We start from the raw sequence: 14016 nt of genomic DNA on the forward strand, positions 1-14016 counted from the left end.
CGCCGGCAGCCCCGAACGGGGCGGCGCGGCGATCCCGATCCTTCCGTCGCCCCCGCAATGTAGCGCGATAGACGGGTCAGAATCGTTAAGTAATGTTATGCACCCGGAACGGGAATTTCCAAGGAATTTGTCTGCCCAGGCCGGGGAGGTCGCGTCCGCGATACGCACTGAAATGAATATGTAAGAACCGGCGGCCGGACGTTGCGTCGATTGGGCACTCATGATGAGTCGGACTACTATCGATCGGGAGTTGGCGTCGCAGACGGCATGGCGATCGCACGCGGGCGCACCCGCGCAACGAGGCGGCCCGCGTCGCTCGACACGGAGGCCGCCATTGGCATCGCTCGGCCGTTATTGCCCGCTCGCCGGCCGCAGTGCGCCGGCATCCGGCAGGCCCGTACTCGCGTCGGCGATCAGGCGCGCCGCAACCGACGCATCGCCGAGTGCCTCGATCGCCAGCAATGCGAAACGAGCGAGAAAGAGCGGCGTATCGGTTTCGCCGACGCGGGTCATCGTATGGCAAAGCTCGGTGTAGACGGCATCGCGTTCGCTGTCGGTGATCATGCGTGCTCCTGAAATGTGGACGGGGTGAACGGATGCAGCGCGTGCGTGAGCGCGGCCTTCAGGTCGGCGGCGCGGGCGGCATGCCAGCGGCCCAGCACGTGACCGTCCGGACGCACCAGATAGACGGTGCCGTCGTGGGCGCCATACATCCCGAACAGGCGTCCGTCGGCATCGTGGCCGCGACACGCCGGATGCGGCGCGGATGCGTGCGGGGCGAGCACGACGAGATCGAACGGAACGCCGGCGGCTTGCAGCCGCCGTTCGAGTTCGCCGAGCGACGGATCGGGCAAGCCTTCGGCCGCGAAGCAGAATGCGGTAAAGCGCGGCGCGACGAGGTCGGTCAGATGGCCGGGGTGCGCATCGCCGTGCGTGCCGTACAGCATCAGCGGGCATTCCGCGAGCACCGACCCGGGGGCCGGGCCTGCGGCGAACGCGTCGCGGTCGGCCGCGCTGAGCGGCGAGTCGGCATAGGCGATCGCGGATGTCTGGCGCGGATTGATCAGCGAGCGCAGCGCCGGATGCGCGAGCGCGAGCGTCAGCACGGCCTTGCGCATCAGCTCGAATGCGAACGATGGCGGTGCCATGAATTCGGTGCTCTTCGTGCCGTAGCGCAGGTTCTCGTGCGTCGCGTACACGCGCTCGTCGGAGTAGCTGTCGAGCAGTGTGTCGGATGCGGTCCCGCGAATCACGAGCGCGAGCTTCCACGCGAGGTTGTCGGCATCGTCGATGCCCGAATTGGCGCCGCGCACGCCGAAGATCGGCACGAGATGCGCCGCGTCGCCGCAAAACAGCACGCGGTCGTGCCGATAGCGTTCGAGCGTCAGCGCATTCGCCTTGTAGACGGTGATCCAGATCGGTGCCCAGTCGCCGCGCTCGCCCATCATGTCGAGCAGGCTCTGCACGCGTGGAATCACGTTCTCCGGCTTCACGGCCACTTCGGCATCCTCGTCGTCGCGCAACTGGTAATCGATGCGCCATACGTTGTCGGGCTGCTTGTGGACGAGCACCGTCGAGCCCGGATTCGACGACGGGTCGAAGTAGGCGAGGCGTTCGGTCGGCCGGTCGCTGTCGAGCGCGATGTCGACGATCACGTAGCGGCCTTCGTAGCTCGTACCCGTGAGCGACAGGCCGAGCGCTTCGCGCATCGTGCTGCGCCCGCCGTCGCAGGCGACGACCCAGTCGGCGTCGAGCGCGTAGTCGCCGAGCGGCGTGCCGACGCTCAGGCGCACGCCGTCCGGTTGCCGCGTGACGCCGGCGACCTTCGTCTGCCAGCGGATGTCGATCAGGTCGGCATGCCGCTCGGCCGCATCGAGCAGGAGCTGCTCGATGTGATACTGCGCGAGGTTCACCATCGGCGGCAGCTTCTGGTTCTCGTCCTGCGGCATCGTGAAGTGCAGCACTTCGTCGTGGCGGTAGTAGCTGCGTCCGCCGGTCCACGGCAGGCCGACACGCAGGAAGCCGTCGAGCGCGCCGAGCCGCTCGATGATCTCCAGGCTGCGCCGCGAGATGCAGATCGCGCGGCTGCCGTGGCAGACGGAATCGTCCGATTCGAGCAGCACGCACGGAACGCCGTGGTTCGCGAGCCCGAGCGCGACGGCAAGTCCGACCGGGCCGCCGCCGACGATCGCGACGCGGTGCCGGCGGGTGTCGATCCCGTTGTCGCATGCCGGCAGGCGTGCGGCGTGGCGCTCCGCGACGAACGGATACGGCTTGAAGGCGATGCTCATCGTTTACTCCTGTGACGAATGCGAATGCGAATGCGAGTGCGGGGCGTCGCGTCGCGCGGCGGGCCATGTCGTCGCGACGAGCGCGCCGATTGCGAGCAGCGCGGCGGCATACAGCAGGCCGGCAGCGAAGCTGTGCGTGACATCCTTCAGCCAGCCGACCGCGAGCGGGTTGAGCGCAGAGCCGATGTTGCCGATCGCGTTGATCGCCGCGATGCCGATTGCGCGCGCCGATGTGCTCAGCACGAGGTCGGGCGTCGTCCAGAAGATCGACATCGCGGTGTACGCGCCGGCCGACGCCGCGCATACGCCGAGCAGCCGCCACGCAGGGAACGGCGCCCACGCGGTCGCGAGCCAGCCGAGCGCGGCGAACAGCATCGGCATCACGAAGTGCCATTGGCGCTCCTGACGACGATCGGAGCGCCGGCCCCAGACGATCATCGCGACGATCGTGCAGACCTGCGGAATCGCGGCGAGCAGGCCGACCGTGCGATTGCTCGCGTGCGCATCGAAGCTCTTGACGATCAGCGGCGTCCAGACGGCCACCATCGCGAGCGAATTGACGAGGCAGAAGTACATCAGCGACAGCAGCAGCACGGGCGCGGACGTGAGCTCGCGCCAGAGTGTCGTTGTGTGCGCAACCGGTTGGCCGGCGGACGGCGCGTGATCGGCCGCGAGCAGTTGCGCGAGCGTGCGCTTCTCGTCGGCGCTCAGCCAGCGGGCGTCGGCGGGCCGGTCGTCGAGCCGCGCGAGCGTGACGAAGCCGAGCAGCGCGGCCGGCAGCCCTTCGAGCACGAACAGCCACTGCCAGCCGCGCAGGCCGAGCGTGCCGTCGAGCGCGAGCAGGTAGCCGGACACCGCCGAGCCGAGCGCAGCCGTGACCGGCATCGCGATCATGAACAACGCATTCGCGCGGGCGCGGTACGCGGCCGGAAACCAGTGGGTCAGGTACAGCAGGATGCCGGGCAGGAAGCCGGCTTCGGTGATGCCGACCAGCACGCGCAGCGCGTACAGCGTGCCGGCGCTCGTCGCGAACATCGTCGCGGACGACGCGATGCCCCATGCGATCATCATCGCGCCGATCCACCGGCGCGCGCCGATGCGCGACAGCACGACATTGCCCGGCACCCCGCACGCGATGTACGCGACGTAGAACAGCGTCGTCGCGAGACCGAACTGCGTGGCGGAGAGGCCGAGGTCCTTCGTCATCGTCAGGCCGGCGAAGCCGATGTTGATCCGGTCGAGGAACGAAAAGAAGAACAGCACGAACAGGAAGCCGAGCAGGCGGCGCGAGATTTTCGCGATCAGCCGGCGGGCCGTGTCGTCATGCGTGGGCGTGGCGCGCGGCGAGGCCGCATCGGCGAGCGTGGCGGGGTCCATACGGGTGTCTCCGGTCGGGGCGGCCGGGCGGGCGGCCCGGTGCGCGCACGTCTTGTGAGTCGCGTCGCGGGTCGGAACGACTGTGTGCGGCGGGTGACGTGTCGACGGCAGTATGGCGGCGGGTCAGCGGGTCGCTGTCCCCATCCTGGGTACAGCGCGCACATGCGGACGGACCGGGAGAAACCCGGAGACGACCGACGGCGAAATGGAACGCTGGACGGCTGTACGGCTGTACGGCTGTACGGCGGGAAGGCGGGAAGGCGGGAAGGCGGGAAGGCGATCTACGGCTGCAGGCAGAGCGCGAACAGCTGGCGCTGGCTCGAAATGCCGAGGCGGCGGTATGCGCGTTTCTGGTAGGTGACGACGCTCGATGCCTTCACGCCGATCGTGTCGCCGATCTCATGTGCGGTCTGGCCTTCGAGCACGCCGCGCAACACGTCGAGCTCGCGTTTCGACAGCGTGGGGCACGCGGTGCGCAACCGCGCGAGCATCAGTTGCGGAATGCCGATCTGCGTCGCACCGGCGAGCACGTAATGATGCTTTGCCGCCTTCGCGATCAGCGGCGCGAGCGCCTCGATGGCAGCGATCTCGCGCGGCTGGAAGTGGCCGCTGCGGTGCGCACGGTACAGGTTGATCGACAGCCAGATCGCTTCGTTCGGCTGCATCAGCAGCGACACGCGGTCGGACACGTCCGGGCCGCGATAGCACGCGGCGCGATACGCTTCGTGGCCGATCTCGTCCCCGGTCTGCTGATGCAGCATCAAGTCGTGGCGGTGCGGACCGCGGCTCGCAGTCGACACGATCTTCTGGTTGCCGTCGAGTGCATAGAAATGCCGTGCGTAGGTGTCGGCGACGTCGCGCAGGTAGCGTCCGCCGCGATGATCGGCAACCGACATCGTACGCGGGCGATTGCCGAACTCGTATGCGAAGACCGTGCACTGCGTGACCGACAGCGCATCGTCGAACAGCTTCAGGACTTCGCCGGCAAACGCATTCGGATCGCCGTCGCCGATCGCGGCGACGAGCCCGGTTGCGCGGGATACGTCCAGTTGTCCGCTGAGGTTCGGTCGCTCGAGACGCCAGGTGCGCATGATGCTGGGTGAAGGGTGGGGTGGTGCCGAGATTGTATGCCGCAGCGTGCGGGCCCGAGAGTCGGGAGATGCCCGCAAGCGGTGCGGGAGGGCGCGGGGCTTCGCATGACGTCGGGCGTGCGCGGTGAACATTCGGACCCGGAAACGAAAAAGGCCTGACAAGCGATTGCTTGTCAGGCCTTTGAGTCTTGGTGCCGGAGATAGGAGTCGAACCTACGACCTTCGCATTACGAATGCGCTGCTCTACCAACTGAGCTACACCGGCAGCAGAGAAGTGAAATTATATGGTGAAATCTGAGGCCTTGGCAAGAGGTTTTGCGAATTTTTTTCAGCTTGCTGCTGCTGTTCCGCGAAACCCTCGATCCGGCGGATTTCCCGCTTTCACTTCACCGCGATGCGACCCCTTGGTGCCGTATCGCGAGGCGCGATTGTACGTGCGTCTTGCGACGCCGTCTAGTGCTGCAGTGCACTCAGTTGGATTCGGTGTGGTAGCGCGTCACGCGTTCGACTTCGTTCTTCGAGCCGAGGAACACCGGCACGCGCTGATGCAGGCCGGTCGGCTGCACTTCCATGATGCGCTGCGTGCCCGTCGTCGCGGCGCCGCCGGCCTGTTCGACGATGAACGACATCGGGTTCGCCTCGTACATCAGGCGCAGCTTGCCCGGACGGTCGGGCGTGCGCTTGTCGGCCGGGTACATGAAGATGCCGCCGCGGTTCAGGATACGGTGCACGTCCGCAACCATCGACGCGACCCAGCGCATGTTGAAGTTGTCGCCGCGCGGACCGTCCTTGCCGGCGTTCAGCTCGTCGATGTAGCGCTTGACCGGGTCGTACCAGTGACGCGCGTTCGACGCGTTGATCGCATATTCGCGCGTGTCGGCCGGGATCTGCAGGTTGCTCTGCGTGAGCACCCACGAACCGACTTCGCGGTCGAGCGTGAAGCAGTTCACGCCATTGCCGGTCGTCAGCACGAACACCGTTTGCGGGCCGTACACCGCGTAGCCGGCCGCGACCTGCTGCGTGCCGGGCTGCAGGAACGACTCTTCGGTCGCTTGCTTGCCGTCCGGGCAGCGCAGCACCGAGAAGATCGTACCGATCGACACGTTCACGTCGATGTTCGACGAGCCGTCGAGCGGATCGAACACCAGCAGGTATTCGCCGCGCGGATAGTTCGCCGGAATCGGGAAGAACGTTTCCATTTCCTCCGACGCCATCGCGGCGAGGTTGCCGCCCCATTCGTTGGCGTCGAGCAGGATTTCGTTCGACAGGATGTCGAGCTTCTTTTGCACCTCGCCCTGGACGTTTTCGCTGCCGGCGGTGCCGAGCGCTTCGCCGAGCGCGCCCTTCTGCACGTTGTAGCTGATCGCCTTGCAGGCACGGGCGACGACTTCGATCAACAGGCGCAGGTCGGCGGGGAGGTTGTTGGTCTCACGCTGCTGTTCGATCAGGAACTTGGACAGCGTGGTGCGACGGGCGATGGACATGACAGACTCCGAAAGGCCAAAGAATCCTTGAATTGCCGCAATTTTACCCGCCGCGCCTGCGGCGCCACGGGCTTTTTTCGTCCGGTTACATCGCCGCGCGCTCGGAGCGGCCCGATTTCGGGTAGCGGTGCGACCCCGCACCGGCACTCGCACCCGCCGGAAGACATCGAGCCCGTCGTCAGGGACCGGGCGGGTGACCCGCGTTACGGCGCGGAAATCCTCGGTGGAATGGGCGGACTGCGCCGCCGCGAATCATTCGCGTACCCAAATACGATCGGCCCGGTGTTGTACGAGATCCGTGCGGTCGACGGACGCAAAAAAGCCGGCGCCGCATCGAGCGTGCGGACGACAGACGTTAAAAAAACCGGCGCCGCTTCGGGCGGCGCCGGCCTTGTCGCGTTCAGCGGCCGCGGAAACGGCGCGTGTTACGCCAGCGCCTTCTCGACGATCTCGCGCACGTCGCGCGACTTCGCGCCGGCGGCGACCTGCTCGAGCGCAGCCTTCATCCGGTCGCGCAATGCGGGCGTGAAACGTCGCCACAGTTCGAGCGAGCGCGCGAGGCGTGCAGCGACCTGCGGATTGATCGCATCGAGCGCGAGCACCTGTTCGGCCCAGAACGCGTAGCCCGAGCCGTCCGCCGCATGGAACTGCGCGGGGTTCGCCGCGCAGAAGCTGAAGATCAGCGAGCGCGCACGGTTCGGGTTCTTCAGGTTGAACGCCGGATGCGCGAGCAGCTTGCGGACCTTGTCGAGCGTCGGATGCGCGGGCGTGCCGCGTTGCGCGGCCTGCATCGCGAACCACTTGTCGATCACGAGCGCTTCCTTTTCGAAGCGCTGGTAGAAGTCGGCAAGCGCGCGCTCGGCCGGCTCGTTCACGCCCGCTGCGGCTGCCGACAGCAGCGCGCCGAGCGCGGCCGCGCGATCGGTCATGTTGTTCGCCGCGTCGTACTGCGCGTTCGCGAGGCGCGCCGCGTCGGCCGGATCTTCGAGTTCGGCGACGTAGGCGAGCGCGAGGTTCTTCAGCGCGCGGCGGCCGGACGCTTCCGGCGTCGGTTCATATACGCCCGGCGTCCGCTGGCCGTCGTACGCGGCGAGCCAGTCGGCGTGGAGCGCGGTCGCGAGCTGGCGGCGCACGAACTGGCGCGCGCGATGCACGGCGGCCGGATCGGATTCGGCCATCTGGTCGGCGAGATAGGTTTCGGACGGCAGCGTCAGCGCGAGCTCGCGGAACGCCGGCGACAGCGTGTCGTCGGTCAGCACGCGGCGGAATGCGGCGATGAAATTCTCGTCGAGCGTCAGCGGCTCGTTCGCGGCGGCGCGCGAAGCGAGCGTCAGCAGCGCGCGCGTCGCGAGGCGCTGGCCCGCTTCCCAGCGGTTGAACGGATCGCTGTCGTGCGCGAGCAGGAACGCGAGATCGGCGTCGCTGTAGTCGTACTCGACGATCACCGGCGCGGAGAAGTTGCGCAGCAGCGACGGCAGCGGCGCTTCCGGCACGTCGATGAACGTGAAGGTTTGCTCGGCGTCGGTGAAGTCGAGCACGCGCGTCGTGCCGGCGGCGGCGGTCTCGCCGTCGAGGCGCAGCGGCAGGTCGCGGCCGTCGCGGCCGATCAGGCCGATCGCGAACGGGATCAGCAGCGGCCCCTGCTGCGTTTCGCGTGCGGCAGGCGATGCGTCGCCGTAGCCTTGCGCGAGCGTCACCGTGTAGCGGCGCGCGGCTGCGTCGTAGGCGGTCTTCACCGTCACGCGCGGCGTGCCGGCCTGGCTGTACCAGCGCTCGAACTGCGCGAGGTCGCGGCCGTTCGCGTCCGCCATCGCGTGACGGAAATCGTCGCAGGTGACCGCATGGCCGTCGTGGCGCTTGAAGTACAGGTCCATCCCGCTGCGGAAGCCGTCGCGGCCGAACAGCGTCTGGTACATCCGCACGACTTCCGAGCCCTTCTCGTAGACGGTCATCGTGTAGAAGTTGTTGATCTCGACGTAGCTCTCGGGGCGCACCGGATGCGCCATCGGGCCCGCGTCCTCGGCGAACTGCAGCTGGCGCAGCACGCGCACGTCCTCGATCCGCTTGACCGCGCGGGCTGCCGCGTTCGCGTCGTCGCCCGCGGCCATGTCGGCCGAGAACTCCTGGTCGCGGAACACCGTCAGGCCTTCCTTCAGGCTCAGCTGGAACCAGTCGCGGCAGGTCACGCGATTGCCGGTCCAGTTGTGGAAATACTCGTGGCCGACCACCGATTCGATGTTCGCGAAATCGGTGTCCGTCGCCGTTTCGGGGTTCGCCAGCACGTACTTCGTGTTGAAGATGTTGAGCCCCTTGTTCTCCATCGCGCCCATGTTGAAGTCGCCGACCGCGACGATCATGAAGCGGTCGAGATCGAGTTCGAGGCCGAAGCGCTTTTCGTCCCAGCGGATCGAATGGATCAGCGAATCCATCGCGTGGCGGGTCTTGTCGAGGTCGTGCGGCTCGACCCACACCTGCAGCAGTTTTTCCTTGCCGGAGCCGGTCGTGATCTTCTCCTCGATCGCGACGAGCTTGCCCGCGACGAGCGCGAACAGGTAGCTCGGCTTCCTGAACGGGTCCTCCCACTTCGCGAAGTGCCGGCCGTCCGGCAGGTCGCCTTCATCGACGAGGTTGCCGTTCGACAGCAGCACCGGGTACGCGGCCTTGTCGGCGCACAGCGTCACCGTGTACGACGCCATTACGTCGGGGCGGTCGAGGAAATAGGTGATGCGGCGGAACCCCTCGGCTTCGCATTGCGTGAAGAAGTTGCCGCTCGACACGTACAGGCCCGACAGCGTCGTGTTCTGGTCCGGCGCGCACGCGCTGTCGAGCGTCAGCTCGAACGCGTCGGGCACGTTCTCGACGATCAGCCCGTGCTCGTGCGCGCGCGCGGTGCACGGCGCGCCGTCGAGCTGCGCGCCGACGAATTCGAGCGCTTCGCCCATCAGCTCCAGGTGCGGGACCGGGGCGGCGTCGGGGTTGCGACGCACGCGCATCGTATTCCTGACGATCGTGCGGGCCGGCGCGAGGTCGAATTCGAGCGCGACGGTATCGATGAGGAAGGCCGGCGGCGTGTAGTCGGCGCGGCGGATCACAGTGGAGGAGGCGTTGTCGGACATGGTCGTCGAGGTCGGTGGAATCGGGATCGGGCGCGCGGCGCGGGCCCGGCGAAACGGCCCATTGTACAAAGGCTTGACGCCGCGTGCCGCGCGAACTTTTTACCGGATCGGACAGTCCGCGTATTATCGGCATCCCGTCCGTTTCGCGCGATGACGCGGGAACGAAGCAGGAATGAAGCGGGCGGGTGACGGATTGACGAGGACGATCATGAAACGCGAACGGATTTATCGCGGTGCAATATGGACGGCGGCGCTGTGCGTGGCGCTGCTCGCGGGTTGCACCAGCTACGTGACGACGCAGGTCACGGCCTTCTCCGACTGGAGCGGCAGCGATGCGACACGCACCTACGCCTTTACCCGCGCCGACGCGCAGAAGAACAGCATCGAGCAGTCGACCTACGAGCCGATTGTCGCGAACGAGCTGTCCGCATATGCGTTCCGCCAGGTGCCGCAGGCGCAGGCCCGCTACCTGGTCGGGCTCACCTACGGTGTCGGCAGCGACCTCGTGACGGTGCCGCAGCCCGTCTATTACGACCCGTGGTTTCCGGGGCCGTACTGGCGGAGCGGGCCGTGGGGGCCATGGGGCCCCTGGGGACCGATGCCGGCCGGCTACGTGAACCAGACCTACCAGGTGTTCGACTACATGCTCGGCATCCGGATCACCGAGCGGGCGACGGGCAAGGAAGTCTATAACGTGACCGCGCGCACGACCGGCGACAACGGCGCGCTGCTGTATGCGATGCCGTTCCTCGCCCGCAGCGCGCTCGCCGATTTCCCGCTCGGCAACGGCGCGGTGCGCACGGTGCGGCTGCCGGTCGACAAGCATGGCGGACCGGCCGTGCCGGCCGCCAACGAACGCGCGGTGCCGGCCGCGCCCGCGTCCGGCGCGGCGGCGGCCAAGTAATACCGCAAGCGCGACAGACGGCAACGAACGGGCCGGCCAGCAGGCTGGCCTGCTGTTCGGTCCGCCCGGCGGCCTTTCAGCGACCGGCGTCGGGTACCGCCGCGCGTCCGTGAGTGAATTCGCGAACGAATCCGCGAACGATTCCCGTGGCGCGGGTCACACCCCGACGCCGAACAGCGCCAGCGCGCCGAGCACGACGAACAGCACGGCCGCGATGCCGTGCACGACCTTCGTCGGCAGGCGGTGCGCGAAGCGGTCGCCGAGCAGGATCGCCGGCACGTTCGCGAGCATCATCCCGAACGTCGTGCCGGCCACGACACCCACGTAATCCTGGAAGCGCGCGGCGAGCGCGACGGTCGCGATCTGCGTCTTGTCGCCCATCTCGGCGAGGAAGAACGCGACGAAGGTCGCGCCGAACACGCCGAGCCGCGAGCGGTTCGCGTTGGCCTCGTCGGCGTCGAGCTTGTCCGGCACGAGGATCCACAGCCCCATCCCGATGAACGAGAACGCGAGCGCCCAGCGCATGACCGACGGCGTCATGAGCGCGCCGAGCCATTCGCCGAGCGCGCCCGCGAAACCGTGGTTGAGCAGCGTCGCGGCGAGCACGCCGAGAATGATCGGCATCGGCTTGCGGTAACGCGCAGCGAGCACGAGGGAAAGCAGCTGGGTCTTGTCGCCGATTTCTGCGAGGGCGACGGCGCCGGTGGAGATCAGGAAGGCTTGGGACACGTACGGGGTTCCACGGGCCTGTTGTTGTGCGTGCGAGCGACGATCCACCGCGCGCCGGGCCCTGAAGCGGCGCGCTGTGAACCATCGGTCTCGCCAGGCCTTCGGTGGCTGCGCCCGCCATGGCCGAACGGCCAAGTCTGTTGACGGACGCCTCCGCCACGATGCGCGCCGGGGGCGCGGGACATCGAGCGGAGCGGCTACTCCCCAATGAAGAGCGGATTCTAGCACGACGCGTGCAGCGCCGGAAAGCCGTGCGGCAGGGGCAGCGGAAAGCGGACGGGCACGGCATGCCCGCCCGCGAGATGCCCGGTTCGGCCCGGCCCGCACCGCACGCTACGCGTGACGCGCACGGGCCGGCGCGCCGTCAGGCCGGGCGGCGTGCGGCGCCGCGCTCGTGCACGCAGCGGCCGGCCGCGTAGGTCCGGTATACGGCGCGGTCGTCGCCGAGCAGCGCGAACGCGAACAGCAGTTCCTCGAGCGATTCCGCGCGCTTCGTGCGGCGCGCGAGCAGCGGCGTCGCCTGCGGGTCGAGCACGACGAAGTCCGCTTCGGTGCGCGGCGCGAGCGTGCCGACCGTGTCCGCGAGGTCGAGCGCCTGCGCGGCGCCCGCGGTCGCGAGCCAGAACATCCGGGTTGCAGTCAGGTGATGCCCCGACAGCCGCGCGACCTTGTGCGCCTCGTTCATCGTCTGCAGCATCGAGAACGACGTGCCGCCGCCGACGTCGGTCGCGAGCGCGACCGGCACGCCGTATTCGCCCGCCTTGTCGAAATCGAACAGGCCGCTGCCGAGGAAGAAGTTCGACGTCGGGCAGTGCGCGACCACGGTGCCCGTTTCGGCCATCCTGCGGCGGTCCTCGTCGTCGAGATGGATGCAGTGGCCGTACACCGCGCGTCGGCGCAGCAGCCCGTAGTGATCGTAGATGTCGAGATAGCTGCGGTGGCCGGGGAACAGCTCGGCCGCCCATTTCACCTCGTCGACGTTCTCGGCGACGTGGCTCTGCACGAACACGTCCGGATGGCGGCGCGCGAGTTCGCTGCAGGCCTCGAGCTGCGCCTCGGTCGACGTCGGCGCGAAGCGCGGCGTGAGCGCGTACATCTGGCGGCCGCGGCCGTGCCAGCGGCCGATCAGCTCGGCGCTGTCGTCGTAGCCCGATTGCGCGGTGTCGCGCAGGAACTCGGGGCAGTTGCGGTCCATCAGCACCTTGCCCGCGATCATCCGCAGGTCGCGCGCGTCGCTCGCGGCGAACAGCGCGTCCGCGGACTGCTTGTGCACCGTGCAATAGACGAGCGCGCTCGTCGTCCCGCACGCAAGCAGTTCGTCGACGAAGAACTCCGCGACTTCGCGCGCATGCTCGGGGTCGCCGAACTGGCGCTCGGTCGGGAACGTGTACTTGTCGAGCCACGGCAGGAGGCCCGGGGCCGGCGACGCGATCATGTCCGTCTGCGGGTAATGGATGTGCGTATCGATGAAGCCGGGCACGATCAGCTTGTCGCGCAGATCGTGCACGATCGCATCGCGCGCGAGCGTCGCCGCGAGCTGCGCGTAGGCGCCGGCCGCGACGACCTTGCCGTCGTCGACGATCAGGAGGCCGTCGGCCTCGTGGTGCGCGGCCTGTGAGGATTGTGCGGGGTCGCCGGTGAAGGTCAGCAACTGGGCACGGAAAGCGGTTTGCGTCATAACGTTCGTCCTGCGTTGGAAAGGAATCGGCCGGCGCCGCATGCGCAGCGGCGACGGCAATAACCGGAGGAGGATGGACAGCCCCGCGATGCGGCCGGCGTCACCGCACGCCGGGAAGCCGCTGCAGCGGCGGCTCGAATGCGTGTGCCGGTTCGCGAGTCCGGCAGCGGCGGCCGTATCACGGACGCGTCGCCGGCGCGGCTGCGCCGTCATGGCTGATCATCGAAATGCGCTCCTCGATGTCGGTGGTCAGCGCAGAGCGGGTCTGCGATCGATCGTTGCAACGTGGACGAACGTCATGGCCGCGTCCTTACGCGGCGTGCCAGTACGCATCGAGACGCGCGGTCAGCGCGTCGCGTTGCGCGGCGTCGACGAACGATGCCTGGAAGCCGTTGCGGATCACTTGATGGACTTCCGCGTCCGTCAGGCGCAGCGCGTCCACCGTCGCGAAATAGTTTTCGTTGACGTAGCCGCCGAAGTAGGCCGGATCGTCGGAGTTGATCGTCACCGCGACGCCGCGCTCGAGCAGCGACTTCAGCGTGTGCTTCGCCATGTCGTCGAACACGCACAGTTTCAGGTTCGACAGCGGGCAGACCGTCAGCGGCATGCGCGACGCGGCGAGGCGCTCGACGAGCGCGGCATCCTCGATGCTGCGCACGCCGTGGTCGATGCGGTCGACCTTCAGCACGTCGAGCGCTTCGGTCACGTAGGCGGGCGGGCCTTCCTCGCCCGCATGCGCGACGAGCTTCAGGCCGAGCGCGCGCGCTTTCTCGAACACGCGCGCGAACTTGGACGGCGGGTTGCCGCGCTCGGACGAGTCGAGCCCGACGCCGATCAGACGGTGCTTGTACTGCTCGAACAGCGGCAGCGCGGCGTCGAACGTCGCGAGCGCGTCTTCTTCCGGAAGGTGGCGCAGGAAGCACAGGATCAGCTTGCTCGACAGGCCGCGCCGTTCGTAATCGGCGAGCGCGCGCTCGATGCCGGCGACGACCGTCGCGATCGGCACGCCGCGCTCGGTGTGCGTCTGCGGGTCGAAGAACAGTTCGGTGTGGACGACGTGGTCCGCGAGCGCGCGCTCGCAGTACGCGGCCGTCATGTCGTAGAAATCCTGCTCGGTGAGCAGCACGCTCGCGCCTGCGTAATAGATGTCGAGAAACGACTGCAGGTCGGTGAACGCGTACGCGGTGCGCAGCGCGTCGATCGAGTCGTACGCGAGCTTTACGCCGTTGCGCTTCGCGAGCGCGAAGATCAACTCGGGTTCGAGCGAGCCCTCGATGTGGATGTGCAGCTCCGCTTTCGGCGCACGGGCGATCTTGTCTTTGAAGGTCGGGGTCATGGCGTTCTTC

Annotated in this window: 10 protein-coding genes, 1 tRNA gene and 1 riboswitch; of the genes, 1 reads left to right on the forward strand and 10 read right to left on the reverse strand. The window is 67.8% G+C overall.

The window, feature by feature from the left end; translation table 11 throughout:
* Positions 1-351: 351 nt before the first annotated feature.
* From ACV229_RS34655 to pepN, 7 genes are all read right to left on the reverse strand, one after another.
* Positions 352-564 carry a hypothetical protein gene (locus ACV229_RS34655; RefSeq protein ID WP_448087582.1) on the reverse strand — a complete coding sequence of 71 codons (213 nt, stop codon included), beginning with the start codon at positions 562-564 and terminating at the stop codon, positions 352-354.
* Complete coding sequence (locus ACV229_RS34660) at positions 561-2291, reverse strand: FAD-dependent oxidoreductase (RefSeq protein WP_448087583.1); 1731 nt, start codon at positions 2289-2291, stop codon at positions 561-563. Before ACV229_RS34660 ends, ACV229_RS34655 begins: the two co-directional genes overlap by 4 nt.
* 3 nt (positions 2292-2294) lie before the next feature.
* Positions 2295-3668: an MFS transporter gene (locus tag ACV229_RS34665; RefSeq protein WP_448087584.1), complete on the reverse strand. Its 1374-nt coding sequence runs from the start codon at positions 3666-3668 to the stop codon at positions 2295-2297.
* Positions 3669-3949: 281 nt separating this feature from the next.
* Positions 3950-4759, reverse strand: a complete 810-nt coding sequence (locus tag ACV229_RS34670) for a helix-turn-helix transcriptional regulator (RefSeq protein WP_448087585.1) — start codon at positions 4757-4759, stop codon at positions 3950-3952.
* A 189-nt stretch (positions 4760-4948) separates the two neighbouring features.
* Positions 4949-5024: transfer RNA gene (locus ACV229_RS34675), tRNA-Thr, on the reverse strand.
* Positions 5025-5229: 205 nt separating this feature from the next.
* A complete protein-coding gene (locus tag ACV229_RS34680; protein ID WP_448087586.1) occupies positions 5230-6243 on the reverse strand; it encodes a class 1 fructose-bisphosphatase in 1014 nt (337 codons plus the stop codon).
* A 425-nt stretch (positions 6244-6668) separates the two neighbouring features.
* Entirely contained in the window at positions 6669-9359 is a 2691-nt protein-coding gene (gene pepN / locus ACV229_RS34685; protein ID WP_448087587.1) for an aminopeptidase N, read from the reverse strand.
* A gap of 208 nt (positions 9360-9567) precedes the next feature.
* On the opposite strand from pepN, the gene ACV229_RS34690 reads away from it, so the two are divergent.
* The gene (locus ACV229_RS34690) at positions 9568-10263 is read left to right on the forward strand and encodes a DUF4136 domain-containing protein (RefSeq protein WP_448087588.1); all 696 of its coding nucleotides are present in this window, start codon (positions 9568-9570) and stop codon (positions 10261-10263) included.
* A gap of 156 nt (positions 10264-10419) precedes the next feature.
* Here ACV229_RS34690 and ACV229_RS34695 read toward each other — a convergent pair whose 3' ends face one another.
* The 3 genes from ACV229_RS34695 to ACV229_RS34705 all read right to left on the reverse strand — a co-directional run bounded on the left by ACV229_RS34695 (position 10420) and on the right by ACV229_RS34705 (position 14006).
* The gene (locus tag ACV229_RS34695) at positions 10420-10992 is read right to left on the reverse strand and encodes a TMEM165/GDT1 family protein (protein WP_448087589.1); all 573 of its coding nucleotides are present in this window, start codon (positions 10990-10992) and stop codon (positions 10420-10422) included.
* A gap of 79 nt (positions 10993-11071) precedes the next feature.
* Positions 11072-11210: riboswitch (yybP-ykoY riboswitch) on the reverse strand.
* A gap of 146 nt (positions 11211-11356) precedes the next feature.
* The gene (gene guaD / locus ACV229_RS34700) at positions 11357-12670 is read right to left on the reverse strand and encodes a guanine deaminase (protein WP_448087590.1); all 1314 of its coding nucleotides are present in this window, start codon (positions 12668-12670) and stop codon (positions 11357-11359) included.
* 310 nt (positions 12671-12980) lie between these two features.
* Complete coding sequence (locus ACV229_RS34705; RefSeq protein WP_448087591.1) at positions 12981-14006, reverse strand: adenosine deaminase; 1026 nt, start codon at positions 14004-14006, stop codon at positions 12981-12983.
* Positions 14007-14016: the final 10 nt, after the last annotated feature.

The organism is Burkholderia sp. MR1-5-21, assembly GCF_053427715.1.

Bases quoted from the DNA above. Each gene is read 5' to 3' on its own strand.
- pepN (WP_448087587.1), bottom strand. From the start codon at position 9,359: ATGTCCGACAACGCCTCCTCCACTGTGATCCGCCGCGCCGACTACACG.
- ACV229_RS34690 (WP_448087588.1), top strand. From the start codon at position 9,568: ATGAAACGCGAACGGATTTATCGCGGTGCAATATGGACGGCGGCGCTG.
- ACV229_RS34670 (WP_448087585.1), bottom strand. From the start codon at position 4,759: ATGCGCACCTGGCGTCTCGAGCGACCGAACCTCAGCGGACAACTGGAC.
- ACV229_RS34705 (WP_448087591.1), bottom strand. From the start codon at position 14,006: ATGACCCCGACCTTCAAAGACAAGATCGCCCGTGCGCCGAAAGCGGAG.
- ACV229_RS34660 (WP_448087583.1), bottom strand. From the start codon at position 2,291: ATGAGCATCGCCTTCAAGCCGTATCCGTTCGTCGCGGAGCGCCACGCC.
- ACV229_RS34655 (WP_448087582.1), bottom strand. From the start codon at position 564: ATGATCACCGACAGCGAACGCGATGCCGTCTACACCGAGCTTTGCCAT.
- guaD (WP_448087590.1), bottom strand. From the start codon at position 12,670: ATGACGCAAACCGCTTTCCGTGCCCAGTTGCTGACCTTCACCGGCGAC.
- ACV229_RS34680 (WP_448087586.1), bottom strand. From the start codon at position 6,243: ATGTCCATCGCCCGTCGCACCACGCTGTCCAAGTTCCTGATCGAACAG.
- ACV229_RS34665 (WP_448087584.1), bottom strand. From the start codon at position 3,668: ATGGACCCCGCCACGCTCGCCGATGCGGCCTCGCCGCGCGCCACGCCC.